The sequence below is a fragment of the Streptomyces venezuelae ATCC 10712 genome (genome assembly GCF_008639165.1).
Classification (GTDB): domain Bacteria; phylum Actinomycetota; class Actinomycetes; order Streptomycetales; family Streptomycetaceae; genus Streptomyces; species Streptomyces venezuelae.
In genome coordinates, this window is the sequence record NZ_CP029197.1 from 6,767,862 (window position 1) to 6,792,643 (window position 24,782).

Consider the following 24,782-nt stretch of genomic DNA (forward strand, 5'->3'; position numbering starts at 1 on the left):
GGAGACGTTCCGAGCGGTCTTGCGACCGGGCGTCACCGCCCGGGGAAACACAGGAACTCCACCGCCGCGTCAGCGGTCCCGGGGGACCAGGCGGACCGGCAGGTGCTCGATGCCGCCGATGAGGTTGGAGCGCATGCGCCGTACCTCTCCGGTCAGTTCGGGCCGTGCGACCCGCTGTCTGAGGACGTCGAAGAAGGTGTTCAGCTCCGTGGTGGCGAGCGCCGAACCGATGCAGAAGTGACTGCCGTACGCGAAGGTGAGGTTGCGGTTCACCTCGCGCCGCCCGATGTCAAAGCGGTCCGGGTCCGCGAAGACGGTCTCGTCCCGGTTGCCCGAGGCCAGCCAGAGCGCGACCATGTCGCCCGCCTTGATCCGGCGCCCCGCCAGTTCCGTTTCCCGGGTGGCGGTGCGCAGCACGTGCATGGCGGGCGTCGTGAACCGCAGGATCTCCTGCACCGCGGTCGGCAGCACCTCCGGCTCCTCCTGGAGCCGGCGCCACTGCTCGGGGTGCTCGATGAGCGCGAGCAGTCCGCCGATGGTGGCGTGCCGGGTGGTCTCGTTGCCGCCGGAGATCAGCCCGTTGCAGTTGAGGATGATCTCCTCCTCGGTCAGCGGCCTGCCGTCGATCCGGCCGTGCACGAGGGCGCTGATGATGTCCTCCTGCGGCTCCTTCCTGCGCAGCCGCATCAGCTCGTCGTAGTACAGGAAGATGTCGGTGTGGGCCGTCGCCACCCGCTGCTGCTGCTCGGGCCCGTCGTCGCCGTTCACCCCGAAGGCCGTCATCGTGCGGGACAGCATGAAGTCCCAGTCGGCGCGCGGCACGCCGAGCATGTCGCAGATGACCGACAGCGGCAGCCGGGCCGCCACCTCGGTGAAGTCGATCGAGTCCTGCCCGAGGGCGGCCTCGATGACCTCGACCGAGATGGTCCGCATGGTCTCCTCGAGGCGGAGCACCATGCGGGGGGTGAACGCCGAGCTGACGACCCGGCGGATCATGCCGTGCAGCGGCGGGTCGGTGATGACCATCATCTTGCCGGTCGCGGCGGCGGTCGCCACCGGATCGGCGTCGAGCCGCATCCCGCCGGTGGAGCTGAAGGTGGCGGCGTCGGCGAGGACCTGGGTGATCAGCTCGTACGACAGGACGGCCCAGAACGTCGAGCCGTCCGCCCGGGTGACCTGGCAGACCGGTTCCTCGCGCCGCAGTCGCGCCAGGACCGGTCCGGCCTCGCCGCGCTGGTGGAGCAGCGGGTCGGACAGGTCCGGCACCCGCGGCGCCGCGGCCGGGTTCTCCTCCGTGGCCGGGATCACGGCGTGCCACCCCCGTCCTGGGACGCGACGGGGAACAGCGCGAGCCGGGTCCGGAGCGCCTGGAGCAGCTCCGGCAGCCGGTCCTGGAGGTAGAAGTGGCCGCCCGGGAAGACGTCCACGCTCGCGCCGGCGCCGGTGAGCTCCGCCCAGCGGGCCGTCAGCGCGGACGGCGCGCTGGGGTCGGACTCGCCGGCGAAGACGGCGATCGGCACGTCCAGCGGACCGCGGTCGACGTACGCGTACGTCTCGCAGGCCGCGAAGTCGTCCCGCAGCACCGGCAGCACCAGTTCGAGCAGGGTCGGGTTCTCCAGGATCGCGGCCGGAGTGCCCTCGAGGCCGGTGACGTGGGCGAGGAACGCCTCCTCGGACAGGGTGTGCACCGAGGTCGCGGGGCGCACGTGCGGCGGCACGTAGCCGGAGACGGCCAGGTGCGCCGGCGGCCGTCCGGCCGCGCCGAGCGCGTGGCTGAGGTCGTAGGCCAGGAGCGCGCCCATGCTGTGGCCGAAGAAGGCGTACGGCCGCTCGCCGGCCCGTTCGAGCAGGGGCCCGGTGAGCCGCTCGGTGAGCGCCGTGATCGACCGCTCGGCGGGCTCGGCCAGCCGCCCCTCACGCCCCGGCAGCTGGACGGGGACGATCTCGACGCCCGGGCCGAGGAGCCGCTGCCAGTCGCGGAAGGCGGAGGCCCCGCCGCCGCCGTGGTGGAGGCAGAACAGCAGCGGCGAGCCCTCGTCGGCGCCCTGGGCGGGATACGGGAACCAGGCGCCGGATCCGTCCGCGGCCATCAGCGGCTCGCGAGGAACAGGCGGCCGGTGGGGAAGCCGAGCTCGACGACCTCGACCGAGCTGAAGCCGGCGGCGAGCAGCTTGTCCTGCCACTCCTGCTCGGTGAGCAGCTTCCGCTTCATGAACTGCCGGTGGTAGTAGGTGACGATGGCGCTGAAGGCCCGCTCGCGGGGGTTGCGCAGGTACGGGACGGCGTCCGTGATGGCCATGACGCCGCCGGGGCGCAGCGCCTCGCGGCACTGGGCGAGCACCTGGTCGGCGACGTGCTCCTCCTCCGGCATCATGTCGTGGAAGACGAACCCGGCGTGGATGACGTCGGCTCCGGCGAGCGGGCCCGGGTCCGTGGCGACGGACTGGATGGGCGCCTCGACCACGGTGAGACGGCTGCCGACGCCCTCCTGGACGGCCGCCTTCTCGGCGGCGCGACAGGACGCCGGGTCGAGGTCGAGGCCGACGGCGGTGGAGTCGGGGAAGGCCTGGAGCACCTCGATGAGCAGCCGGCAGGTGCCCGCGCCCAGGTCCACGATGTGGCCCGGTTCGAGGCGGAAGATGGCGTCGAGCGCGGCCGGGTAGAACGCCTCGGCGCCCATCCACTGCGAGCTGATGGCGACCTGCCGGCCGTCCCGGGTGTAGGCGCCGGTGGGCCTGCCCGGCTCGGTGAGGTACGCGCGGGCGTTCTCGATGAAGGGGCGGTTCGCGTTCATGGTCCAGGACAGGTAGCCCGCCTGGTGCTGGATGCGGGCGTAGTCGGCCGCGGTACGGAAGCGGGCGGACGCGCCGGTGGTGGCGGCACCGGGCACGGCGTCGATGATGCCGGCCGACTCCAGGGCCTCCAGGTAGCCGGCCACGCCGTCCTCGGGGAGGTCGGTGACGGCCGCTATCTCCCCCACGGTGAACTCCTCGCCCACGGTGATGGCGTCGGTGATGCCGAGCCGGTCGCCCATCTCCATCAGGGCGGCCGCGGCGGCCAGGGCGGGGGCGGGGCCACTGGCCTCGATCTCGGCCTCAAGGCTGCGCTGGGTGGTCTTGTCGAAGGTCACGTTTCTCGTCCTCTCTGGAGGTACGGCCGGAGCTAGGAGAGCTCGGCGGCCAGTTCTTCGATCGTGGGCCGCAGGTAGAGCGTGCGGGCGGAGACGTCCTGGCCGGTCTCCCGCCGGAGCGCGGCGATGAGCTGCGCGGCGAGCAGGGAGTGCCCGCCCAGCGCGAAGAAGTCGTCCCGCACGCCCACGGGTTCCACGCCGAGGACCTCGCCCCACAGTGCCGCCAGGCGCTCTTCGAGCGGGGTGCGCGGCAGGACCAGGGGGGTGCCGAGGCCGCGGGCGACGCGGGTGGTGGCGGGCAGGGCCTTGCGGTCGACCTTGCCGTTGCGGTTCAGCGGGAGTTCGGGCCGCAGGAGCACGGCCCAGGGCACCAGGTGGGGCGGCAGTTCGGCGCTCAGGGCCTCGCGGAGCCGTGCGGCGAGACCGGCCGCGCCGTCCGGTGCGGCCGTGGCGGCCTCGGCCGCTTCGGGCTCGGGGAGGACGTAGGCGAGGAGGCGCTTGTTCCCGGAGGCGTCGGCCTGCGGGACGACGACCGCGTCGCGCACCTCCGGGTAGCGGGTGAGGACCGCCTCGACATGGCCGGGTTCGACCCGGAAGCCCCGGATCTTCACCTGCTGGTCGGCGCGGCCGAGGAACTCGACGAGGCCGTCGGGCCGCCGCCGGACCAGGTCCCCGGTGCGGTACATGCGGGCGCCGGGCTCGGGAGCGTAGGGGTCGGCCACGAACCGTTCGGCGGTGGCTCCCGGCCGTCCGACGTAACCGCGGGCGAGCCCGTCGCCGGAGGTGTAGAGCTCGCCGGTCTCGCCGTCCGGCACGGGGCGCAGTTCCGCGTCGAGGATCGCGATGCGGGTGCCCTTGATCGGCCGGCCGATCGGCACGGACTCGTCCGCCGCCGGCGGTGTGTCCGTGGTCCAGCAGGTGGTGAAGGAGGTGTTCTCGGTGGGCCCGTAGCCGTTGGTGAACAGCAGCCCGGGGTACGCGTCCATCAGCCGGCGCACATGACTGGCCGAGGCGACGTCGCCGCCGGTCAGGACGTGGCGCACGCCCTCGAAGGCTTCGAGGTGCTGGGTCACCATCTGGTTGAAGAGACCGGTGGTGAGCAGCAGGACGGTGACGCCTTCCTGCTGGATCTCCTTGGCGAGCTGGTCGAGTTCGACGGTCCGGCCGGCGTGGACCACCAGCCGGGCGCCGTTCACCAGCGGGCCCCAGATCTCGATGGTGGAGGCGTCGAAGGCGACCGGGGCGAGTTCGAGGAAGACGTCGTCGCCGTGGATCTCCATCCAGTCCGGCGCGTACAGCAGCCGGGCGACGGCCCGGTGCGGGACGCCGACGCCCTTGGGCTCGCCGGTGGAGCCGGAGGTGTAGCTCACGTAGGCGAGCTGGTCCGGGTGGCCCGCGGGCAGCGCGGCGGCCTCGGGGCGCGCGGCCGGCTCGTCGGGACCGGGCATGCCGAGCAGCCGGCAGTGCGGCGGGACCCGGCCCGCCCGTTCCTCCTCGGCCACGACCACGCCGGCCCCCGCGTCCTCCAGGAGGCGGGCGCACCGGCCGTCCGGCTCGCCGGGGTCGACGACCAGATAGGCGGCGCCGGCCTTGAGGACGGCGAGCAGGGTGACGATGAGCGCGGTGGAGCGGTGGGCGAGCACGCCGACGACGTCGCCGTGCCCCACGCCCGCGTCACGCAGCCGCCGGGCGAAGTCCTCGGCCCGGTTCTCCAGCTGGGTGTACGTCAGGGTTTCGGTGCCGCACACGACGGCCGGCCGGTGCGGATGCGCGGCAGCCTGCCGGGCCACCTTTTCGTGGATGCAGAGCGGGGGTTTTCCGGGCTCGTAACCATCCAAGGCGGATGCGATCCTTTCGCTTTTCCGCGGCCTGCCGCGGATGCACTGAATTGCAGGCGGGAGGGGCGGTTTCACGGCACGCCCCGAGAAGGTCTTGGCTGAGATCATACGGGCCTGCGGCCGGTGGGGGGCGGCGCATTCTGGCCAAGATCCATAGGTGCCGGGAGGTGAAGCCGTGGCCGGTTTTCGGCAATCGGAAGATCCGCCGCCACCTGGTACATCCGTTTGTGGGGCTTTCCTGCTCCGACTACCGGATGCGCGATGCCGATAATCGAATGCATTCCTGTCCTGTTCTCCCCCTTCGAGGGGTTTCCCATAGGCAGGCAAAAAGCGGAAGATTTACTTCCGAGAGGCTGAGTCGCGCCGGGTAAGACACGTATTGACCTGCGCTCCGGGCGCGTGCTTTGCTGATCGATAAGTCGTGTGCCGCCCCCAGCGGGCGTCGAGGAGGAAAGAATGCGTTATTGCCTGCACAGCTCGATCGGTCACATAACGGACGCCATGATCGAGAGTTATGCAGAATTGCCGCTCGATCAATTCCTGAAGGACGGCGACCGATTCCGCTACCGCGCTTTCGGGCGGGCCGCGATCAAGGGTGACTCGATCGAATGGCTCACCGATCTCTCCTTCTTCCAGGCCAAGAAGATCAACCACTACGCCGGCGGATTCACCCGGCAGGCCATCCCGCTGGGCCCGGCCGCCCAGGAATTCACCGAGCGGCTCGTGCGCGACCCGCGGACCCGTGAGCTGCTCAACGCCGAAGAGTTCGAGATCAACTGTCACCAGATCCGCATCGTCGCCACCGACGACGAGGTCGGCCTCCCGGTCCCCGAGGGCTTCCACCGCGACGGCTACGACCTGGTCTCCGCCACCTGCATCGCGCACGACAACATGTCCGGCGGCATCTCCCTGGTCCGCGAGGCCAAGGTCGACGGCGTCGAGAGCGACGAGGGGGACATGCTGTTCGAGCGGGTGATGGCACCCGGCGAGACCCTCTACTTCGCCGACGAGCACGTCGTCCACTACGTCACGCCCATCACCCCGAAGGTGCCGGGCCGGCCGGCCTACCGCGACGTGGTCGTCACCACCTACGACGTCAGCGGACGCGGTGGCCTGGCGGACGACGAATGCTGAACCGCACCGCCGCCGAGCGCAACGGCGGCCGCTACCTGCTGCTGCTCGGCGCCGACATCCCGCTGCGCGAGCGGGCCGTCGTCTCCGCCCTGCGCAGCTACCCCGGCCCCGTCCTCGGCATGAGCACCCGTCCGGCGGCCCCGCTGGCGAACCGGTTCTTCGACCATGTGCTCAAGGCCGACTACTACAACGCCGAACAGGCCCTCGCGGCCGTCCGGGAGTTCGAGAAGGAGACCGGCCTGCGGCCGGACGCCGTGGTGCCCGTCATCGAGATGACCGTGCACGTCTCCGTGGCGATCGCCCGCCACTACGACCTGCCCACCCTCTCCGACGACTGCCTGGCCCTGGCCCGGGACAAGCACGCGATGAAGCTGGCCTTCGAGCGGGCCGGCGTCCCCTGCGCGCGGCACCGGACCTTCGGCACCCTCGACGAACTGCGCGCGGCCGCCGACGAACTCGGCCTCCCGCTGGTCCTGAAGCCCCGGGACTTCGCCGGCAACGTCGGCACCGTCCTGGTGTCCTCGGCGGAGGACCTCCCCGCGGCCTTCGACTACTGCCGCGACGGACTCCTGGAGGTCGCCCCCACCTACGACTTCGCCGACGGCCGCTACCAGGCCGAGGAGTTCGTCGACGCCCCGTACGAGGTCTCCGTCGAGGTCGCCAACCTCGGTGGGGAGCGCGCCGTCCTCGCCGTCACGGACAAGTCCAAGGCCGGGGCCCCCTACTTCTCCGAGATGGGCCAGCTGGTGCCCAGCGCCGAGACGCACAACGAGGCCCTGCGCCAGGTCGCGCTCGACGCCTGCGAGGCCCTGCTCATCGACCGGGGCGTCGCCCACGTCGAGGTCCTGGTCGACGGGGACCGGCTCAGCGTGGTCGAGGTCGCCGCCCGTCCCGGCGGCGACGGCATCATGGACCTGGTCGAGCGGGTCTACGGCTACAGTCCGTACGACGTCCACATCGCCTCTTACCACGGTTCGATCGACCGGCTCCCGGAATTCCCCACCGTACCTCTGGGGATCGGTGCGACGGCCTTTCTCAAGACACCGCCCGGCACCGTCACCGAAGTGCGGCCGCTGCCCGACACCACGCACCGGGAAATCACCCTCCACCCCACCGCCAAAGCCGGTGACCGCTCGCGCAGCGACGGTTCCTACATGGCCCGCGCCGGAATCCTGGAGTGTTTCGCGGACGGTCCCGACCACGATCCGCGGGCCTTCCGCGCCGAGGTGGACGAGCTCGCGAGGACCCGCGCCGGGCAGATCTTCACCGTGGAACCCGCCCCCGGCGACGGGGATGACCTGCGATGACGAACCCGTTCGACGACCCGGAGGGCCGCTTCCTCGTGCTCGTGAACGACAAGGGACAGCATTCGCTGTGGCCCGGCGGGATCGACGTTCCGCAGGGCTGGAAGTCCGTCTACGGCGTTTCCCTCCGGGACTCCTGCGTCGAGTACATCGAAGCCAGTGCGAACGACACGAGCCGGGGCGATTCCCCCGGAAGGGCCGTATGAGAAATTCATGACCGATCCGTGAATTCTTGGCTACCGCGGACACCGCGCCAGGCCGGATACTCGATGCGATCGTGGTGTCAAGTCGAGGAATACTCGTGCGGAGTATGGGTGAACCCGGGACCGTGCACCTCTGGTCCCTGCGAGAGGACGTCGCTGTCGAGCGGGAGGGCGACGGCGGTCTTCTGCTCGTCGGCCCCTGGGGCGGCGAGCGCATCGGTGATGCCCATCCGGTGCTGCGCGAGGCCCTCTACCGGATGGAGCTCGGGCCCGTCCTGCTGAGCAACGTCGGCCCCGCGCCCGACGGCCCGGTCTACCGGGCCGGCGTGTACCTGGTGCTCCTCCCCGCGCTGCAGCGGCTCTCCCACCTGGTCGTGCGCACCCTGGGCCTCGCGGACCTGCGGGGCCCGCTCCTCTCGGTACTGCCGCTCACCCGGCCCGCGGTGTTCGTGCTGCCGCGGCTGGGCGAGACGGACCAGGTCCGGCTGCGCCAGGGCGTCACGCTGCTCCTGGAGTCCAAGGGCTTCCGGCTCGAACGGGGCGGCGCGGAGTACCGGGTGCAGCTGCACCGCCCGGAGCCGATGTGGGTGGTCGCGATGCTGGCCGTCTCCGTCACGCCCGAGGCGGTGGCGCGTGCCCTGCCGCTGCCGCTCTCGGTGACCAGGGAGATCCTGGAGTACCTGGCGGCGGCGGGGATGCTCGTACGGGAGGGCCAGGCGGAGGAGCCTTCGCTGTGACGGTCGGCGCGGGCCTTGCCCGGAGGTCCGGTGCGGGCCTCGCCCGTCGGGCCGGTGCGGCTCTTCGCGCTGACGCCCGTCCCGGTCAGAGCAGCCAGTCGGCGTCCATCGCGATCTTGATGGCGTCCACCCGGTTGCGCGCGTTCAGCTTGGTCACCACGGACGTCAGGTAGTTGCGCACAGTCCCCAGCGAGAGTCTCAGCCGGCCCGCGATCTCGATCGGCTCGAGGCCCTCCGCCGCCAGCCGCAGCACTTCCGTCTCCCGGGTCGTCAGCGGGCTCTGCGAGCTGTTCCACGCGGAGAGCGCCAGCTGGGAGTTGATCACCCGTCGGCCGGCGGCCACGTTCCGTACGGCCTCGGCCAGTTCGTTCGGCGGGGCGTCCTTGAGCAGGAAGCCGGCGACCTGGGCGGACAGCGCGCGGCGGAGCGCTCCGGGGCGGCCGAGACTGGTGAGGATGAGGGCCCGGCACTCCGGCAGCTGTTCACGCAGCTCGGCGGCGGCGGTGAGGCCGTCCGTGCCGGGCAGGTCGATGTCGATGATGGCGACGTCCGGGCGGTGCTCCAGGGCGGACGGCACGATCTGGTCGCCGCGTTCGAGCTCGCAGACCACTTCGAGGTCGTCCTCCAGGTCGAGCAGGGCCACGAGCGCACCGCGCACCATGTTCATGTCCTCGGCCAGCAGAATGCGGATCGGCATGATGAAGGTCCTTCCCGGCCGGATCGCGGCCGTCGGGGGCAGGGTGCGCGGTCAGACCGCCGGGTCCGGAAGGGGCCGCGGGTCGTCGTCGGGTGAGGCGGGTGAGGCGGGGGAGGCGGGGGAGGCGGGTGAGGCCGGAGAGGCCGGGCCCGCCGGGGCGGCGGGCTCCGGGCAGAGGGGGTCCGCCGCGGAGGCGGGGCCCCCGGCGGGGCGGGCCGGTGCCTCGGCCGTCAGGCTGAACGTTCCTGCCGGACCCCGTGCGACCGTGAGCCGGCCGGAGGCGTTCAGGAGCCGCGCCCTGAGGTTGCCGAGACCGCTGCCGCTGTCGGGCGACTCGTCACGGTACGCGGGATCCACCCCGTCGTTGATGACGGTGAGCCGGACCCAGCCGTGCTCCTGGACGGCCTCCAGCGTGCACGTACGGACGTCGGAGTGGCGCAGCAGGTTCGTCACCGCCTCGCGGAGCACGGCGGCGAGCATCGAGTCCACCTGCCCGTCGAGCCCGGCCAGCCGGATGTCGGTGCGCACGTCGACGTCGGCGGCCTGGAGCAGCGACCGGGCCGCTCCCAGCTCCTGTTCGAGCGACATCCGGCGCAGTCCGCTGGAGACGGAGCGGACGTCGGCGAGCGACTGGCGGGAGATGACGAGGACTTCGCTCACCTCGTGCATCGCCCGCTCCGGATGGGTGGGGATCAGCCGGTGGATGAGCTCGCTCTTCAGCGTGATCGCGGAGAGCGTGTAGCCGAGGAGGTCGTGCAGGTCGCGGGCGAAGCGGAGCCGCTCCTTGGTGACGGCGAGGCCCGCGAGCTGGCCCCGGGTGGCGTGCAGGGCCTGCACGAGCTCCGTCATGCGGGACAGGCCGAAGACGACGAGGCCGGTCAGCAGCGTGGACAGGCAGAGGTAGAAGGTCTCCTGGAAGGTCAGGCCGTCGAGGGTCGGCGGGCCCAGCATGGTGAGTCCGACGACGCCGTACGCGGGCCAGGCCCAGCGGCTGGGCAGGAGCAGCAGCAAGGAGCCCGCAAGGAAGCCGGCCATGGCTCCCCACTGGGAGTGGAACACGGCGATCGGCAGATACGTGAGCAGTGCCTGCGCGGACAGCGTCGTCGCCCACCGCCGCACGGGGGCGTGGCGGGCTCCGGGCCGGGAGTGGCTCAGCTGGAGGAAGAAGATGAGGACCAGGCAGACGCCCGAGGTGATCAGCTCGGGGAGACGGTGCTGTTCGCCCGCGAGGTTCAGTGCCGTCACGCTCAGATAGCCGAGCAGGGCCACCGTGAGGATGTTCCGGGCAAGCCGTGGGGCGGGCAGGTCGTGGGCGTCGAGGGGTGACCTCGTCGTGCCCGCGTCCGGTAACCCGTCCTGGTGCGCGCTGTGTTCATCGTGACGTGGCATTGGTCCGTCCGCCCGTTGGTGCCCTGTCCGTGGCCTCTGATGCTCCCGTGGTGCGGGCATGCGGAGCCGAGTGTATGCGTTCCGCACGAACACCGGCGCGATTAAGCGGGGCCGGTGTAGAGGTCAGACGAACAGCGGGACCGGGTTCAACTGGTCATACGGGGTAGGGGCGGTGAGCCGGCCGAGGGTGACGGGGACGTCGTAGAGCCGGCCGGGGGCGAACCTGGCCCAGAAGTGCCGCAGCCCCGGGACGACGACCTTCACCACGGGGAGTTCCAGGTCCGGCCGGGTCTGGTCCAGGACGAGCAGCTCCATGCCCCGCGCCCGTACCGTCTCGGTGATCGCCGTGACGTCCTCGCGGAGGTCGGCGGTGGGCCGGTAGGCCCAGGCGGCCGGGCCGCGCGCGGGCAGCCCCGGCGCGGGGGCCAGGTACGGCCGCCCGGCCCGGGTGGCGTGCCGCCACCAGTCGAGCGCGTCGGGGTCGTCGATCCGGTAGCCGCTGCCCTCCGGGGTCACCTCGGCGACGAGGGGCAGGAGTTGGCCCATCTCCGTGACGGCCCGGCGCAGCGCGACCCGGGGGTCGAAGTGGGCGCCGAAGCCGAAGAGCACGTCCTCGGCCGGCTTGTCGGTGCGCCGGGACAGGGCCGCGATCACCGGGATGCCGAAGTCCGAGGTGAGGTCCAGGGCCCAGACCTCGCGGTGCAGCGCCGCGTAGCCGTCGATCGTCCGGTCGAGGTACGGCTCCGCGAACGCGTCGAGGTCGAGCGCCGGTTGCCGGGTGCGGTTGTACCACCACAGGGCCACCGCGTCGCGCTCGACCAGTTCGAGGAAGCCCTGCACTAGGGCGTCCTCGGGGCTGCTGCCCGCGGCGTTGCCGTTGGAGTCGGCGCACATCCCGTCCGGGGACGGCTCCTCGCTGAAGTACAGCATCGACGTGGGCAGCAGCCGCTGCTCGCCCCCGGTGAGCGACCACACGGGCGTCCACTCGGTGGCCGCCGCCTCGTCGAACGGCGGTGGTACGTACTGGAGTCGGGAGCCACGCGCGTTCCAGCCGTGCCGGTCGCGCAGCTGGCGCTCGTGGTAGAGCTGGCTCGCGTTGGGGTGCACGGCGGCCGGGCCGAGCCCGCGGTAGGAGTCGCGCACCACCGGCTCGTCGCCCTGCCGGGTGCCGCTGTAGCGCTCGACCGCCTCGCCCAGGGCGCTGACCCGGGCCTCCGTCTCGGTCAGCCCCTTGCCGCCGCTGAGCGACCGCAGTCCGGCGCGCAGTCCGCCGAGGGTCGTGCTCCGCATGGCCAGGTTGTGGCCGGAGAGGTAGGCGTGCACGAAGTCGGGGCTGCCCGGGGCGCTGCGGATCTCCTTGACGATCCCGGTCACCGGGTCCACCAGGGGCCCGTAGCGCTCCAGCATCCGGGCCGGGGTGAGCGCCCGGTGGCCGTTGAGGTCCTCGGTGGTCTTGGGGCGCGGCCGGGCGACGAACGGGCGGGAGATCCGCCGGGCCACCAGCTCCGGATCGCCGCACGCGGCGCACTGCGGCAGCCGGACGACCGGGTGCGCGGAGCCGCGCGGGCCGTGCGGGCCGAGGGTGTCGTGGACGTACACGGAGTCCTGGCCGGCGTGGCGCCGGCCCGCGAGCCACTGCGCCGCCTCCACCACCGCGAGCTGCGCGGTGAGGGCGCGCACCGCGGGCAGCGTCGCCTGCGGCCGGGCCGGCGGGCCCGCCAGGCCGAGGGCGCGCCGCAGCGGCTCCTCGGAGCGGCGGTGCCCCCGGAGCCGGTGCGCGAGACAGTGCCAGCAGGGGCCTTCGTACGGCCGGAAGAACGGACCGATCCAGCCGGCGGCGGAGCCCACCCCGGCCAGCAGCCAGGGGCGGCGGGCGGCCCGCTGGGCGACGTCGATCTCGCACAGGGCGGGGGACAGGTAGTCGTCGCAGACCACGAGCGTGAGGGCCGCCTCCTCGCCGTCACCCGCGAGGCCGAGCCCGGAAGCGCGGCAGGCGTCCCGCACCTCGTCGGTGCCGACGCCGCCGGCCCCGACGACCCGTACGGCGCCCCGGGCGACGGCCGCTCCGGCCCGCGCGCCGTCCAGGCCCGCCAGGTCCCAGTACGCCTCGGCGGCGGCGTCCGGCCGGTGGGGGGCGGCCGGGGGCCCGGCGGGCGCGGCGCGGAGCGTCAGCAGGCCGGCGGCCTCCAGGGCCCGCAGCGCCCGCAGCGCCTCCTCGGGGCCGAGGGCGGCAGCGGCCTCCCCCAGTACCTCGGCGGGGCTGCGGCTTCCGTCGAGCAGCGGCGCCAAGACCTCCGCGGGGTCTCCGTGGAGCGCGGTGACCCCGCGGTGCGAGACGAGGTACACCGCCTCGCCGGGTACGACGGTCGCCCGCAGGTGCCGTCGGAAGCCGAGTCGTGTGCGGTCGTCGGCGGGCGCCCCGCCGTCTCCCTCGCTGAGCATGCCGCCCCCGTCTCGGCGCCTACGCGGCCGGGGCGGGAGCGGTGGGGCCGTCGACGGGGACGGAGACGATGCAGATGCTGAGCATCGCGGCGCCCTGCTGCTCGGGCAGCGCGTCGAGGTCCTCGATGACGAGGTGGCGCACGGCGGACCGGGGCGCGCCCGCGACGGTCGGCTCGGGACGGCGGGCGGGTGGTGCGACGGCGATCGTCATCTCTTCCACTCTCCAGTGTTCGGCGGCCAATCTCGGGGGTAATTCTTCACCGGACGGGCGGAACGGAACAGTGTGGTAATCACTGTGCGGGTGTGAAGTTCTCATGGCTTCGGGGGAGTTCCACATTTCACGCGGACCATACAATCGGAAATGTGCCGTCCGATCGGATTCCTGAATTCCGTTTCGATCGTGCCAGGCCGTGACCGGCCATGGATGGCCGGTCCGTGGCTTGACCACGTGAATTCACCAGGCCGCGCGTATGAATCCCTCACCCCCTAGCCGTGAGAATCAGAGATACCTCCTGACGTGCGAATCGCTTACAGTTGCCGAGGCGAGAACGGCTCGCCGGATACGTTCCGAACGGTGGGAGATGGGTCATGACCGGTGAGGAACTCCTTGTTGTTCTCTCTGCCGTCGGACACCCGCAGCGCCTCCGGATCGTCGCCGAGCTGTCCAGGGGACGGCGGTACGTCAGCGAGCTCGCCCGGTGCCTGGTGATCTCACGGCCCCTCCTCTACATGCACCTGGAGCGGCTGGAAAAGGCCGGCATCGTGGTCGGCACCCTCGAACTGTCCGAGGACGGCAAGGCGTTGCGGTATTTCGAGCTGGTCCCCTTCGACGTGCGGCTGAACGTGGCCGGCGTCCTCGCCGCCGTCCAGGGCGACAGCGCGCTCCGCGGCGAGTACGCCCTGGCGTCAGAGCGTGGTCAGCGGGGCGTCAGCGGATGAACCGAGCATGAAGCGACGCGCCCGGTCCGAAGGGCCGGGCGGTCCGTCGTCCGCGCGCACCACCCGGGTCCGGCTCGCAGGCGCGTCACGGCCCCGCGCGCCGCAACCGTCCCGGCGGACGGACGAGCTCGTCCACCTTTCCGTCGTGGAGATTCGGGGGCCTTCACCGTGCAACGCATTCACTTCTCCAGCGTCGACCTGGCCCGCACCCGGCTGAGGACCAGCGCCGGGCCGCTCGTCGAGACCGCGTTCGCCGCGTTCCTCCTCGGCCGCGGCGTCGGCGCCCCGTACGCGGGATGGCGCAGACAGGTCGGCACACGGCTGCCGCCGCCACCGCCCCGGCCGGGGAAGGGGCCCGGCGCCGAACTCGACGACCTGGTCCGCCGCGCCCTCGAATGCGGCGCGGACCCCGGCCGTGCGACACCCCCCGGCGCCGTCCCGCCACCCGCCCCCGGAACGGCCAACCGGCCCGACCTGCCCGACATCTGGCGCGCGGCCGTCGCCCCGTACTGGGACAAGATCCTGGAGTACCTGGAGGCGGACTGCGAGGCGCGCGGCCGGGCCGTGATGGCCGGCGGAGTGGAACAGCTGCTCTCCACGGCGCACCCCAGGATCACCTGGACGTCCCCCGTCCTGGAGATCCCCGACGGCCCCGAAGGCGACGTCGTGCTCGGCGGCCGGGGCCTGGTGCTCGCCCCCTCCGTCTTCCTCAACCACCGTCCAGGGCAGCTCATCTGGCTCCAGGACGGCACCGGGCGGCCGACCCTCGTGGTCTCCGCCCCGCCCCGCGCCCACGAGGCCGCCGTCCTGTGGGCGGAGCCCGACGAGACCCCCGAGGCGCTCGGCGCGCTCGTCGGCCAGACCCGGGCGGCCGCCCTGCGGGTGCTGCGGGCCGCCTGCACCACCTCCGAACTCGCCGACCGGCTCGGCATCTCACGGGCCGGAGCCAGTCAGCACGCCGCCGTGCTCCGGAGCACCGGCCTCATCACCAGCCGCCGGGTCCGCAACTCCATGCTGCACTCGGTCTCCCCGCTCGGCCTCGCCCTGCTCGACGGGCGGCCCGCCCGCCCGGCCGGCGGCCCGCGCGGCCCGCGCCGCGAGCCGCTGGCCCGCGGCGCCGTCCGGCCCACGGCCTGAATCCCGGCTCCCGGCCCCCGCGCGGACAACTCGCCCGCCCCACGCGGGCACCCGCCCGCCCCGCCACGCACAGGAACCCGCCCGGCCGCGAGGGCCGGGCGGGTTCCCGTGTGCGCCGGACGGTCAGGGGGAGCGGCGGGCCTCCCGGGTCACGCCGCCGACCAGGAGCGGAACTCCCGCAGCCCGTACAGGAGCGGCGGGCGCTCCTGCTGCCGCCGGATGGCGAGGGTCTCGCCGAAGACGGTGACGTGGTCGCCGGTCCGCTGGGTCAGGGTCACCTTGCAGTCCGCGATCGTGTGGGCGTCCCGGACCAGATGCGGTCCCGGCGCTCCCGGCGCCCGCTCCCAGGGCAGCAGCCGGAAGCGCTCCGGGTCGCCGGAGGCGAACAGCTCGGCGGCCTCCCGCGCTCCGTCGTGCAGCAGGTTCACGGTGAACCCGCCGCTGTCGAGGACCGCCTGGAGGGTGGGGCTGCCGGCGCGCAGGCACACCAGCAGGGTCGGCGGGTCGAGGGAGACGCTGCACAGTGAGGAGCACGTCATCCCGCGCGGGGTCCCGTCGGGGTCCACACAGGTGACGATGCAGACGCCGGTGGGAAAGCCGCTCATCATCGTCCGGAATCCGCCGGCGGTGGTGGACTGCGGGGCGGGCGGGGTCCGGACCGCGGGTTCGGTCATCGTCTTCCGCTTTCTGTCGTGGTGAGGGGAACCGGCTCGACCCGGGGCGGGTCGCTCCCGCGGTCGAGGAGGTCGAGCAGCGGGCCGGTCATGGCCGTCGTCACCAGGGCCATCACGGTGAGCGCCAGCATCATCGCCGCGGACAGGATGCCCGCCGCGTATCCGGCCTGGACGACGACGAGTTCGGTCAGGCCGCGGGTGTTCATGAGGACCGCGATCCGCACGGCCAGCCGGGGCGGCCGGCCGTCGAGCCGGGCGCCCGCGTACGAGCCGAGGCCCTTGCCGAGGCAGCCCAGCGCGACCGTCCAGGCGATCAGCGTCCAGGACGCCGCGGGGGAGACGTCGTCGAGCAGCGCGATCCCCGAGACCACGAAGAACGTGGGGACCAGTGCCCGCCCGGTCCGCGACACGGCCGAGACCGTGCGCGTCCAGGGCTCGGACTCGCCCCCGGGGACCGCGAAGCCGACCATCGCCGCCCCGAGGATGGCGGTCATGCCGAGGTCCTTCATGGTGAGCGCGACCGCGAGGGCGGCGGCGCCGAGAAGGAGGGCGGCGACAGCGGGGAAACGCTTCGCCGCACGGCGGGCGGTCCCGGTGCGCAGGGCCAGGCCGAGGGCCGTCGCGCACCCGATGCCCAGGGCGACCGCCGCGAGACTGCGGACGAGACCGGCGGCCTCGCCGGACGCCAGGGCGACCGAGGCGGTGAACAGCAGCCAGGCGACGGCGTCGATGACGAGGGCCGAGGTCATCGCCAGGCGGCCCGCCGTGGTGCGGGACATCCCGCGCTCGGTCAGGATCCGGGCGAGCACGGGCACCGCCGTGACCGACATCGCCACCGAGACCATCAGGGCGAAGGCGGGCAGCGGCGCGGTGCCGCGGGCCGCCGCGTCGTCCGTGAGCTGCACCCAGCCGACCAGCAGCAGACCGGTGAGCAGCGGTAACGCCAGGGCGCCCACGGTCAGCGCGGTCGCCCCGCGACGGTCGGGCCCGGAGGCCCCGGGGGGCCCGGCCCGCAGTTCATGGGCCAGGCCGACCAGGTAGAAGACCAGACCGGCCTCGGCGACGAAGGCGACGAGGTGGAGGACCTGGTCGGGGAGCGCGGCCTCGAAGGCCGGCCGGCCCACCAGCGCGAGCGCGGCGGGTCCGGCCAGCAGCCCCAGGGTCACCTCCCCGACGACCACGGGCTGGCGCGCCAGCCGTGCGGCCCACCGGCCCGCGAAGGCGATGACCGCCACCACGCACAGGACCGCGACGGCGTGCGGGATCCGGGGCCACGAGTTGAGGACGTCCATGGTGGGGGGTCCTTTCCGGCCGGGGGCGCCGTCAGCCCAGCTGGGTGAAGTAGTCGTAGGCCTTCGGCAGCACCTTGACCAGACGCTCGGTCTTCTCCCTGATGAGCTCGAACTCCTGGAGGGCGGCCGACGGGTCGGACAGCGCGAGGGCCGGGGAGGGCGCGAGGTCGATGCCGCCCATGCCGAGCAGGATGCACATGTACGAGTACGCCGGCAGCCCGTGGTAGTACGGGAAGATCGACTCGCTGTCCGGCAGCTGCACCTTCCACTTCTCGATGCGCTCGGCGAGCGAGTCCGGTATCGCGCGGGTCTTGGTGTCGCGCCAGTACTGGGTGTCCGAGCGCTTGGCCGCGACGTAGTGCAGCACCAGGAACTCCCGTACGCCGTCCATGACGTGGGCGATGGCGTTGTTGTAGAGGTCGCGGTGGGCCGGGTTCCAGTCCTCGCCGGGGAAGTTCTTGGCGAGCTGCTCGATGGCGTGGTGGATGAAGAAGATGCCGGTGGACTCCAGGGGCTCCACGAAGCCGCTGGACAGGCCGATGGCCACGCAGTTCTTCACCCAGGAGTTACGGGTGCGGCCGATGCGCATCTTGATGTGGTTGGCCTCGACGTCCGCCGCGGCCGGCCCCACGAACTCGCGCAGGGTGCGCTCGGCGTCCTCCGGGGACAGGTAGTCCTTCGCGTACACGTACCCGGTGCCGACCCGCCCGGTGAGCGGAATCGTCCAGATCCACCCGGCGTCCTGGGCCGTGGCGGTCGTGCACGGCCGGATGCCGCGCCGCTCCATGTCCATGGGCACCTGGAGGGCGACCGCGCTGTCGTTGGGCAGCGTGTCCTGGTAGGAGATGAACGGCTCCTCCAGGGCCTGGTTGATCAGCACGCCGCGGAAGCCGGTGCAGTCGATGTACACGTCGCCGGTGATGTCGCCGTGCTCGGCGGTCTTCACGGCGGAGATCCAGCCGCGCTCGTCGAGCTCGACCTTCGTCACGTCGTCGACGATGTGCTTCACGCCCCGCTCCACGGAGTACCGCGTGAGGTACTTGGCGAGGAGCGCGGCCTCGAACTGGTAGGCGTAGGGGAACTGGGTCTTCCCCTGGTGCTCCGACATCGTCAGGCCCTGCATCTCGTTCCCGTCCTCGTCGAAGGCCTGGTCGATGAGGGTGCCGTCGCGGTGCCGGGGGCTCAGTCCGGCGTCGATGACCGACGCCATGACGAAGCAGTCCTTGTCGAAGCGGTCGGTCGGCCCGTTCTTGAGCCACCAGTCGGTCAGCGGGAAGCCGTTGACCGAACGCATCTGCTCGAACGGGTGGTAGAAGTAGTGTCCCGGCTGCCGCCAGTTCTCGAAGCGCACGGCCAGCTTGTACGTGGCGTTGCACGCCGGCATCCAGTCCTTCTCCTTGAGTCCGAGGAACTCGAAGAAGTGGCGGATGTCGCTGAACGTGGCCTCGCCTACACCGACCGCTCCGACGGAGCCCGATTCGACGAGGGTGATGTCGATTCGTTCCCCGAACGCGGCCTTGAAGTACGAGGCGGTCATCCAGCCGGCCGTTCCGCCGCCCACGATCACAACTCGGTTGAGCACGACGACTCCTTCGGTGGGAAGTTTGGGATGGCGCCACCGAAGAACGACTCTAGGCCGGACGTGAAACGAGCACGAGGTCTTTCAGTACCCGCCGAATATCGCAGTTGAGACCCGTCGGAAGTCCCGATCAGGAAACGCAATTGACGGGATGTCAGTACGGTGTCAGGTATGTGCGGGACACTCCGCGGGAATGCTTCTCAGGAGGCCTGAGAAAGCCCGTGGAAACACCTGTAGGTTTTTTCTTTCAGGTGAAAGCCGCAGGTGGCAGCGGGTGCTGGGGCATACCCGAGAGCGATGTCCCGGCGCGCGAGGTGGTATTTCCCGGAGCTCCCCGACTTCGCGCATGATGCTCCATGTCCGCGTGTTGACATGGGGGTTCCGACTGTGGAAATCAATGTTCTCGGCTCGCTTTTCCTCTCGCACGGAGGGAAGCGCTACACGATGGCCTCGCAGCGCGCGAGCGTCGTCCTCACCATGCTCGCCCTGTCCCCCGGAATACCGGTCACCGCCGATCAGCTGGTGGACGAACTGTGGGCCGATCAGCCCATGGCCAACGCGCGCAACGCGCTCCAGGCGAACGTCCGCAGACTCCGCAAGCTGCTCCAGACCGTGACGGGCCAGGACGGCGCCGAGATCCTCCGGACCGCGAGCAACGGATACGTGCTCGACACCCCGGCCGAGGCCGTGGACGCCCACCGCTTCCTCGAACTCGCCGGCACCGGCGCCGGCCTGACGGGACCCGACCCGGCGCGCGCCATCGACACCCTGGAGGCCGCCCTCGCCCTGTGGCGCGGACCCGCACTCCTCGACACCAGCGAAGGACTGCGCTGCCGGATCCAGGCGGCCCACCTGGAGGAGCGCCGCATCACGGCCTACGAGGACCTCACCGCCGCCCGGCTCTCGGTCGACGCCGCCCGGGTCCCCGTCTCCGAACTGCGCCAGCTCGCCGCCGAGCACTCCGGCCGGGAGAGGCTGAGCGAACTGCTGATGCTCGCGCTCTACCGCGACGGCCGCCAGGCCGAGGCCCTCGAGGTCTTCCACGGGGCCCGCGCCCGACTCGCCGGCGACCTCGGACTCGAACCCGGCCGCGCGCTCCACCACGCCTACGAGGCGATCCTCCGGCAGGACGAGACGCTCGGCGAGCCGCGCCGCGCCCTCGCGCACTCCGCCCCCGCCCTGGCCTAGGGGGGCGTCCCCCTTCCCCGCCGCCCCTCCCGGGGCGCCCCCGCGGCCCCGCCCCGCCGACATGGACGGTGTCAGTCCCCCCTGTTAGCGTGGCGATCCTCCCGGGGTGTCCGTCAGGGGGACGTCCACAGGGGCCGGCCAGACACGGGGGACAGGTGAACGTCGAGTTACGCCACGCGAGAGTCGTGACGGCCATCGACCGCGCGGGGAGCATCTCGAAGGCCGCGGCCGAACTGGGCCTCCCGCAGTCGAGCCTCACCGCGCAACTGCGGCGCATCGAGAAGGCCCTCGGCGGCGAACTGTTCGTCAGAACCCGCTCCGGCGTGACCCCCACCCCGCTCGGGGAGCGGCTCACCCCCATGCTCGCCGACCTGGTGCGCCAGGCCGACCTCGTGATCGCCGAAGCCACCGCGTACACCTCGGACGTCTTCCGGTTCGGGAACACGGAATGGACGCCGCCGTCCCTGCGCGCCGTGCTCCAGGAGGCGCTGCCCGTCGTCGAGGTGCGGACCGAGACCCTCGCCCCGGCCGCCGCCGTGGCGGCGGCGCGCGCCGGGGCGCTCGACGCGGCCCTGGTGACCGGCAGGCCGGGCACCGCCACCACCGGCCTCGAACCGCCGCTGGCCGGCGCCGTCGTCGTACGGGAACCGGTCTGGCTGGCCGTACCGCCCGGGCACCCGCTGGCCGGCCGGAGCGTCGTGGACGTCCGCGACCTGACCGGCCTGCGGTGGATCCGGTACGCCAGGGAGCACTGGTTCCACCCCATCGAGAAGCAGCTGTTCGCCAGGGTCGCGGGCACCGACCCCGAGGTGCTGCACCACGTCGACGGCCACCACGAGGCGATGAACTGGGTCAGGGACGCCGACGCGGCCGCCCTCACCACCCCCACCGGCGCCACCAAGGAGGTGACGCTGGTGCCGATCCGGGACACCGAGCGCACCGAACTGCTCCTGGTGTGGCGCGGGGACGCACTGGCCGAGTCCATGCGGCGCGGCCTCCTGGAGACGGTCCGCCGCTACTACCGCGACTACGCCCGGACCATCCCCCGGTACTGGCCGTGGATCGTCGACCATCCGGAGGAGTTCACCGAGCTCGGGCCCTTCCCCGCGCCCTGAGGACGGGTCACGGCGCGGCGGGCGCCCCCGCGGGCGGGACGCGCAGGGCGAGCCGGACCGGCACCAGGGTGGCCACCACGGTCAGCGCGGTGACGAGGCCGACGATCGCGAGATAGATCCACACCGGCCCGCCGGGCAGCCACCGCCCGTCGAGCGCCAGCCGGAAGGGCACCAGCGTCGCGGCGGCGACCAGGGAGCCGAGGACGGTTCCCATCACGGCCACCAGCAGCGCCTCGACCGACATCATCCGCATCACCTGGCCCGTGGTGGCGCCCACCAGACGCTGCAGGGCGAACTCCTCACGGCGCTCGGACGCGGCCACCACCAGGGTGTTGACCAGCGAGATCATGGCGTAGCCGATGATGGTGCCGGCCAGCAGGAAGTTGATCCAGGCATCGGCCGACCCACCGCCGGACGACGCCGCCCGCGCGCCCCCGCCGGGGGCGGCCATGACGGGAGCGACGGGCGCGGCCACGACGGGTGCAGCCGCGACAGGCGCGGCCGCGACGGTGACGACGCGCTCGGCACGGTCGTCCGCCGCGCCAGCCGAGCCTGCCCTGCCAGCCGCGCCTGCCGTGCTCACCGTGACGGCGGCCGGGCCGTGGACGGTGGTCCGGTCCGCGAGGCCGGCCGGTGCCACGGCCACGGGCGCGCTCACGGCCGCACGCGTACGGGCGTCCCGCGCGGCGTCACGGGCCGAGGCGTCCGTGGTCGTCTGGAGGTAGAGCAGCCCCGCGGCGAGCCCCGTCGCCAGCATCACCGGAGTGACCGCCCCGGCCGTCCTGACCGCCCGGGCGCGGACGTTGTCGGCGGCCAGGCCGCAGGCCGGTCCTGGCAGCAGACGCAGCGGCGGCCGCAGCACCGCGATCAGCGCCCCGGTGAGCCCCGGGCACACCAGGGCCACGCCGGAGGCCCAGAGCATCGCGGTGGGACCCGCGGTGCTCGCGGCGACGGACCCCGGCATCACCAGCGCGGTGACCAGCGCCAGGGCCGTACCGCCGGCGAGGCAGAGCAGCGCGAACACCAGCCGCGGCGCACTGATCCAGCGGCGCTGCAGCCCCGACTCGGCGAGCGCGGCGGCGGGCCGGATCAGCGCGGCGCGGCGCGAGGCGATCCAGGCGGCGGCCACGGCCGCGAGCAGGGCCGCTCCGGCGGCCGTGACCAGCGGGATCCAGCCCGCGCGGTACGGGATCTCGGGTGAGACCATGCCGCCCTCGGCGAACCGCTCCAGCATCAGCCGGCCCGCGTAGTGCCCCGGCGCCAGGGCCAGCGCCGTCGCGAGCGCGCCGATCACCAGCGTCTCGGACACCACCAGAAGGCGGATCTGGCCGGGCAGCGAGCCCACCGCCCGTAACAGGGCCATCTCGCGCATGCGCTGCTGGACGAGCACGGCGAGCGTGGAACCGACGACGAACACCACGACCATGGCGGCGATCCCGCCGAACACGGCGGAGAGCGAGACCAGTCGGGTCGCCTCGTGCTCGATCGGCGAGAACAGGACCACGGCGTGGCCGGTGCCGGTCCTCGGGGGCGGGGCGGAGGCCCGGATGCCGGTCTCCATCAGACCCCCGCACGCGGCGACGATCACGGCTCCGAGGAAGAGGGCGAGGAAGGAGGCGACGAAACCGCTCTTGCGGTGGCGCAGGGTTTGCAGAGCCAGGCCGAACATCAGACCGATCCTCCGGGGACGTGAACGGCGGGGTGCTCGGCCCAGGCGCCGAGATGGGTCATGCGCTCGGCGATCGTCTCCGCGGACGCGCCGTACACCTCGTCCACGATCCGGCCGTCGGCCAGGAAGACGACCCGGTCGGCATGGGAGGCGGCCACCGGGTCGTGCGTCACGATCACCGCCGTCCGCCCGCCGTCCCGCACCGCCGAGCGCAGCAGCCGCAGCACTTCGAGGGCGGTGTGGGTGTCGAGCGCTCCGGTGGGCTCGTCGCCGAAGATGACGGCGGGCTCCGTGATGAGGGCGCGGGCGATGGCGACCCGCTGGCGCTGGCCTCCGGAGAGCTCGTCCGGCCGGCGCTTGCCGCGGCCGGCGAGACCCACCTGCTCCAGCACCCGCGCCACGCTGCCCGGTTCGGCCTTGCGACTGGCGAGCCGCAGGGGCAGGGTGACGTTGTCCTCGACGGTCAGCGCGGGCAGCAGGTTGTACGACTGGAAGACGAAACCGATGCGCTCGCGCCGGAGCTTCGTCAGCTTCCGCTCGCTCATGCCGGTCAGCTCGACGCCGTCCAGCAGGACCGACCCGGAGGTGGGCCGGTCCAGGCCGGCCGCGCACTGGAGCAGGGTGGTCTTCCCCGATCCCGAGGGCCCCATCACGGCGGTGAAGGTGCCGCGCCGGAATCCGATCGACACGCCGTCGAGCGCCACCACACCGGTGTGTTCGGCGCCGTAGGCGCGGCGCACCCTGCTGAGTACGACGACCTCGTCGGCACCGCGCTGCGGCGTGCTGTTCATGGATGGGTCTCCTTGGTGCTGGTGCTGGTTCTTGCGTGGGTACGTGAGGTGCCCGGCCGGTCCGGCCCGCGGCTCAGCCCTCGTCGACGCTGCGCAGCATGAACTCGACGGCGCAGAGCCGGTCGGCGAGCTCTCTGAGGGTCCGGTGCAGCGACTCCTGCCGTGCCACGGCCTCCTCGGCGAGCAGCCGGTACTGGGCCATCGCGACCCCGTCCGCGCGATGTCGCTGGAGGACGAAGTAGGCGACCGTGCTCGTACTGAGACCGAGCACCACGATGAACGTGATCAGGATGGCGATGAGTCCGCCGCTCATGGCGTCGCTTCCCTTCGACTGGTGAGGTGCCCGGCGCGCAGCGGCGGCGCCGGGCACAGCCGCAGCTCCACCGGGGTGCCGGGCGCCTCCGGGCCCAGCGCCGCCACGGCGAGCACCGCACGGGGCCCGGCCAACGGCGCCGCCACGGAGTGCGGCCCCGGGGCGGTGCCCGGTGCGGATTCCGGCCCGGGCAGCGGGTGGAGCCGGCGGCCCGGGACCGGCGGCCAGTGGCGCGGCAGCGGGCCGGGCCGTTCCAGGCCGCCCGTGTCCAGCCCCGTGCCGTACGCCTTGCCCATCGCTTCCTTGTGCGTCCACAGCCAGAAGAACGCCAGGTCCCGCTCGGCCCCGGGGCGTGCCGACACCCAGGCGGCCTCCGCCGGGCCGAACCACCGGTGGGCGAGCTGCTCGGCGGCCACCCGGCGGGGGACCTCGACGTCCACGCCGACGGGTCCCACGTCCGACAGGGCCAGGGCGGCGAGGCCACGGCCGTGGCTGAGGCTCACCCACAGCCCGTCGCCCAGACCGGACAGCAGCGGACGGCCGGCTTCGTCGTGGCCGAGCCGCAGCGAGCCCGGGGCCATCCCGCAGACGCGGGTGGCGGCGCCCAGCACCGCGGCGCGCGAGGCCGCGGCGTCGAGGCCCGGCGTGGGCGTGACGACGACGGTGATCCGGCGGGGTGCGAGGCGGGGGTTCAATCCATTCTCCAGGCGGGGGCGGGGGCGGCTCGGAGGTGTCCATCGATCACCTTGACGCCCCCGCCCACGCGCGGCCAGGTGTTTCAGCGGACGCCGAACAACGCAGCCCACGGGGCTGCCGGAACGCCCCCCGGGCCGGAGTCAGTTGCTCGTCAGTTCCGTGTCAGCGCCCCCGAGAAGACTCCTCGTCAACAGCTGCGTCAACCAACGTGGAGGCCAACATGACCAGCACGGTCGCGATCAGCGCCGAACAGCGTGCCCAGATCAAGGAGATCGTCTGCGAGATCCTCGAGATCGAGCCGGCCGAGGTCACGGACACGAGTCTCTTCAAGGAGGACCACAACGCCGACTCGCTCGGCTCGATCGAGATCCTCTCCTCCCTGGAGCGCACCTTCCAGATCGAGATCGACCAGACCGAGCTCGTCCGGATGGTGAACCTGGACGGCGTCGTCGCCGTCGTCCAGGAAGGCCTCTCCGCCTAGCCGCCCCGCACGGATTCGACAGAGCCGACAGAGG

The 24,782-nt window shown here is 72.6% G+C and carries 24 protein-coding genes; 9 read left to right on the top strand and 15 right to left on the bottom strand.

The window, feature by feature from the left end:
* Nucleotides 1-69: 69 nt before the first annotated feature.
* Genes DEJ43_RS31105 through DEJ43_RS31120 form a run of 4 tightly spaced genes read right to left on the bottom strand, consistent with a single transcriptional unit; the run spans nucleotide 70 to nucleotide 4,920 of the window.
* The gene (locus DEJ43_RS31105) at nucleotides 70-1,308 is read right to left on the bottom strand and encodes a cytochrome P450 (protein WP_015037394.1); all 1,239 of its coding nucleotides are present in this window, start codon (nucleotides 1,306-1,308) and stop codon (nucleotides 70-72) included.
* Nucleotides 1,305-2,090 (bottom strand): thioesterase II family protein, encoded by a 786-nt coding sequence (locus DEJ43_RS31110; protein WP_015037395.1) that lies wholly within the window; start codon nucleotides 2,088-2,090, stop codon nucleotides 1,305-1,307. Before DEJ43_RS31110 ends, DEJ43_RS31105 begins: the two co-directional genes overlap by 4 nt.
* Entirely contained in the window at nucleotides 2,090-3,130 is a 1,041-nt protein-coding gene (locus DEJ43_RS31115; RefSeq protein ID WP_015037396.1) for a methyltransferase, read from the bottom strand. The genes DEJ43_RS31110 and DEJ43_RS31115 overlap by 1 nt, the downstream gene beginning before the upstream one ends.
* Before the next feature lie 32 nt (nucleotides 3,131-3,162).
* Nucleotides 3,163-4,920, bottom strand: coding sequence for a non-ribosomal peptide synthetase (locus tag DEJ43_RS31120; RefSeq protein ID WP_015037397.1), 1,758 nt, complete (start codon nucleotides 4,918-4,920; stop codon nucleotides 3,163-3,165).
* A 549-nt stretch (nucleotides 4,921-5,469) separates the two neighbouring features.
* On the opposite strand from DEJ43_RS31120, the gene DEJ43_RS31125 reads away from it, so the two are divergent.
* From DEJ43_RS31125 to DEJ43_RS31140, 4 genes are all read left to right on the top strand, one after another.
* Nucleotides 5,470-6,102, top strand: coding sequence for a 2OG-Fe dioxygenase family protein (locus DEJ43_RS31125; protein ID WP_158506274.1), 633 nt, complete (start codon nucleotides 5,470-5,472; stop codon nucleotides 6,100-6,102).
* Nucleotides 6,096-7,409: an ATP-grasp domain-containing protein gene (locus DEJ43_RS31130; protein WP_015037399.1), complete on the top strand. Its 1,314-nt coding sequence runs from the start codon at nucleotides 6,096-6,098 to the stop codon at nucleotides 7,407-7,409. Before DEJ43_RS31125 ends, DEJ43_RS31130 begins: the two co-directional genes overlap by 7 nt.
* A complete protein-coding gene (locus tag DEJ43_RS31135; RefSeq protein ID WP_015037400.1) occupies nucleotides 7,406-7,612 on the top strand; it encodes an MbtH family protein in 207 nt (68 codons plus the stop codon). Before DEJ43_RS31130 ends, DEJ43_RS31135 begins: the two co-directional genes overlap by 4 nt.
* A gap of 104 nt (nucleotides 7,613-7,716) precedes the next feature.
* The gene (locus DEJ43_RS31140) at nucleotides 7,717-8,346 is read left to right on the top strand and encodes a hypothetical protein (RefSeq protein ID WP_051025961.1); all 630 of its coding nucleotides are present in this window, start codon (nucleotides 7,717-7,719) and stop codon (nucleotides 8,344-8,346) included.
* 85 nt (nucleotides 8,347-8,431) lie between these two features.
* Here the strand turns inward: DEJ43_RS31140 and DEJ43_RS31145 are convergent, their stop codons facing one another.
* From DEJ43_RS31145 to DEJ43_RS31160, 4 genes are all read right to left on the bottom strand, one after another.
* Nucleotides 8,432-9,043, bottom strand: coding sequence for a response regulator transcription factor (locus DEJ43_RS31145; protein WP_015037402.1), 612 nt, complete (start codon nucleotides 9,041-9,043; stop codon nucleotides 8,432-8,434).
* A 51-nt stretch (nucleotides 9,044-9,094) separates the two neighbouring features.
* A complete protein-coding gene (locus DEJ43_RS31150; RefSeq protein ID WP_015037403.1) occupies nucleotides 9,095-10,432 on the bottom strand; it encodes a sensor histidine kinase in 1,338 nt (445 codons plus the stop codon).
* Between the two features lie 123 nt (nucleotides 10,433-10,555).
* Nucleotides 10,556-12,874 (bottom strand): TOMM precursor leader peptide-binding protein, encoded by a 2,319-nt coding sequence (locus tag DEJ43_RS31155; protein WP_015037404.1) that lies wholly within the window; start codon nucleotides 12,872-12,874, stop codon nucleotides 10,556-10,558.
* A 19-nt stretch (nucleotides 12,875-12,893) separates the two neighbouring features.
* Nucleotides 12,894-13,085 (bottom strand): hypothetical protein, encoded by a 192-nt coding sequence (locus DEJ43_RS31160; RefSeq protein ID WP_015037405.1) that lies wholly within the window; start codon nucleotides 13,083-13,085, stop codon nucleotides 12,894-12,896.
* Between the two features lie 377 nt (nucleotides 13,086-13,462).
* Between DEJ43_RS31160 and DEJ43_RS31165 the strand changes: the two genes are divergently transcribed.
* Together DEJ43_RS31165 and DEJ43_RS31170 are read left to right on the top strand one after the other, a co-directional pair.
* Complete coding sequence (locus DEJ43_RS31165) at nucleotides 13,463-13,813, top strand: ArsR/SmtB family transcription factor (RefSeq protein ID WP_015037406.1); 351 nt, start codon at nucleotides 13,463-13,465, stop codon at nucleotides 13,811-13,813.
* Between the two features lie 168 nt (nucleotides 13,814-13,981).
* A complete protein-coding gene (locus DEJ43_RS31170) occupies nucleotides 13,982-14,950 on the top strand; it encodes an ArsR/SmtB family transcription factor (protein ID WP_015037407.1) in 969 nt (322 codons plus the stop codon).
* Between the two features lie 149 nt (nucleotides 14,951-15,099).
* Here DEJ43_RS31170 and DEJ43_RS31175 read toward each other — a convergent pair whose 3' ends face one another.
* The 3 genes from DEJ43_RS31175 to DEJ43_RS31185 are packed head-to-tail and all read right to left on the bottom strand — an operon-like array spanning nucleotide 15,100 to nucleotide 18,498.
* Entirely contained in the window at nucleotides 15,100-15,624 is a 525-nt protein-coding gene (locus DEJ43_RS31175) for a flavin reductase family protein (RefSeq protein WP_015037408.1), read from the bottom strand.
* Entirely contained in the window at nucleotides 15,621-16,916 is a 1,296-nt protein-coding gene (locus DEJ43_RS31180; protein ID WP_015037409.1) for a cation:proton antiporter, read from the bottom strand. Before DEJ43_RS31180 ends, DEJ43_RS31175 begins: the two co-directional genes overlap by 4 nt.
* A gap of 31 nt (nucleotides 16,917-16,947) precedes the next feature.
* Nucleotides 16,948-18,498, bottom strand: coding sequence for a tryptophan halogenase family protein (locus DEJ43_RS31185; protein WP_015037410.1), 1,551 nt, complete (start codon nucleotides 18,496-18,498; stop codon nucleotides 16,948-16,950).
* 441 nt (nucleotides 18,499-18,939) lie between these two features.
* Between DEJ43_RS31185 and DEJ43_RS31190 the strand changes: the two genes are divergently transcribed.
* Nucleotides 18,940-19,683, top strand: a complete 744-nt coding sequence (locus tag DEJ43_RS31190) for an AfsR/SARP family transcriptional regulator (RefSeq protein WP_015037411.1) — start codon at nucleotides 18,940-18,942, stop codon at nucleotides 19,681-19,683.
* Nucleotides 19,684-19,838: 155 nt separating this feature from the next.
* The gene (locus tag DEJ43_RS31195) at nucleotides 19,839-20,798 is read left to right on the top strand and encodes a LysR family transcriptional regulator (protein ID WP_015037412.1); all 960 of its coding nucleotides are present in this window, start codon (nucleotides 19,839-19,841) and stop codon (nucleotides 20,796-20,798) included.
* Between the two features lie 7 nt (nucleotides 20,799-20,805).
* On the opposite strand, the gene DEJ43_RS31200 is transcribed toward DEJ43_RS31195, so the two are convergent.
* From DEJ43_RS31200 to DEJ43_RS31215, 4 genes are all read right to left on the bottom strand, one after another.
* Nucleotides 20,806-22,467: an ABC transporter permease gene (locus DEJ43_RS31200; RefSeq protein WP_015037413.1), complete on the bottom strand. Its 1,662-nt coding sequence runs from the start codon at nucleotides 22,465-22,467 to the stop codon at nucleotides 20,806-20,808.
* Entirely contained in the window at nucleotides 22,467-23,258 is a 792-nt protein-coding gene (locus tag DEJ43_RS31205) for an ABC transporter ATP-binding protein (protein ID WP_015037414.1), read from the bottom strand. The genes DEJ43_RS31200 and DEJ43_RS31205 overlap by 1 nt, the downstream gene beginning before the upstream one ends.
* A 73-nt stretch (nucleotides 23,259-23,331) precedes the next feature.
* Nucleotides 23,332-23,571, bottom strand: coding sequence for a hypothetical protein (locus DEJ43_RS31210; protein WP_015037415.1), 240 nt, complete (start codon nucleotides 23,569-23,571; stop codon nucleotides 23,332-23,334).
* The gene (locus tag DEJ43_RS31215; RefSeq protein ID WP_015037416.1) at nucleotides 23,568-24,266 is read right to left on the bottom strand and encodes a 4'-phosphopantetheinyl transferase family protein; all 699 of its coding nucleotides are present in this window, start codon (nucleotides 24,264-24,266) and stop codon (nucleotides 23,568-23,570) included. The genes DEJ43_RS31210 and DEJ43_RS31215 overlap by 4 nt, the downstream gene beginning before the upstream one ends.
* Nucleotides 24,267-24,487: 221 nt before the next feature.
* Here DEJ43_RS31215 and DEJ43_RS31220 point away from each other — a divergent pair, with 221 nt between their 5' ends.
* Entirely contained in the window at nucleotides 24,488-24,748 is a 261-nt protein-coding gene (locus tag DEJ43_RS31220) for an acyl carrier protein (protein ID WP_015037417.1), read from the top strand.
* The last annotated feature ends 34 nt before the right edge of the window (nucleotides 24,749-24,782 follow it).

Coding starts and splice junctions, on each gene's coding strand:
- DEJ43_RS31175 (WP_015037408.1), bottom strand. CDS start 15,624: ATGACCGAACCCGCGGTCCGGACCCCGCCCGCCCCGCAGTCCACCACC.
- DEJ43_RS31160 (WP_015037405.1), bottom strand. CDS start 13,085: ATGACGATCGCCGTCGCACCACCCGCCCGCCGTCCCGAGCCGACCGTC.
- DEJ43_RS31190 (WP_015037411.1), top strand. CDS start 18,940: ATGGCCTCGCAGCGCGCGAGCGTCGTCCTCACCATGCTCGCCCTGTCC.
- DEJ43_RS31155 (WP_015037404.1), bottom strand. CDS start 12,874: ATGCTCAGCGAGGGAGACGGCGGGGCGCCCGCCGACGACCGCACACGA.
- DEJ43_RS31200 (WP_015037413.1), bottom strand. CDS start 22,467: ATGTTCGGCCTGGCTCTGCAAACCCTGCGCCACCGCAAGAGCGGTTTC.
- DEJ43_RS31135 (WP_015037400.1), top strand. CDS start 7,406: ATGACGAACCCGTTCGACGACCCGGAGGGCCGCTTCCTCGTGCTCGTG.
- DEJ43_RS31180 (WP_015037409.1), bottom strand. CDS start 16,916: ATGGACGTCCTCAACTCGTGGCCCCGGATCCCGCACGCCGTCGCGGTC.
- DEJ43_RS31165 (WP_015037406.1), top strand. CDS start 13,463: ATGACCGGTGAGGAACTCCTTGTTGTTCTCTCTGCCGTCGGACACCCG.
- DEJ43_RS31140 (WP_051025961.1), top strand. CDS start 7,717: ATGGGTGAACCCGGGACCGTGCACCTCTGGTCCCTGCGAGAGGACGTC.
- DEJ43_RS31150 (WP_015037403.1), bottom strand. CDS start 10,432: ATGCCACGTCACGATGAACACAGCGCGCACCAGGACGGGTTACCGGAC.
- DEJ43_RS31130 (WP_015037399.1), top strand. CDS start 6,096: ATGCTGAACCGCACCGCCGCCGAGCGCAACGGCGGCCGCTACCTGCTG.
- DEJ43_RS31220 (WP_015037417.1), top strand. CDS start 24,488: ATGACCAGCACGGTCGCGATCAGCGCCGAACAGCGTGCCCAGATCAAG.
- DEJ43_RS31145 (WP_015037402.1), bottom strand. CDS start 9,043: ATGCCGATCCGCATTCTGCTGGCCGAGGACATGAACATGGTGCGCGGT.
- DEJ43_RS31110 (WP_015037395.1), bottom strand. CDS start 2,090: ATGGCCGCGGACGGATCCGGCGCCTGGTTCCCGTATCCCGCCCAGGGC.
- DEJ43_RS31205 (WP_015037414.1), bottom strand. CDS start 23,258: ATGAACAGCACGCCGCAGCGCGGTGCCGACGAGGTCGTCGTACTCAGC.
- DEJ43_RS31125 (WP_158506274.1), top strand. CDS start 5,470: ATGATCGAGAGTTATGCAGAATTGCCGCTCGATCAATTCCTGAAGGAC.
- DEJ43_RS31210 (WP_015037415.1), bottom strand. CDS start 23,571: ATGAGCGGCGGACTCATCGCCATCCTGATCACGTTCATCGTGGTGCTC.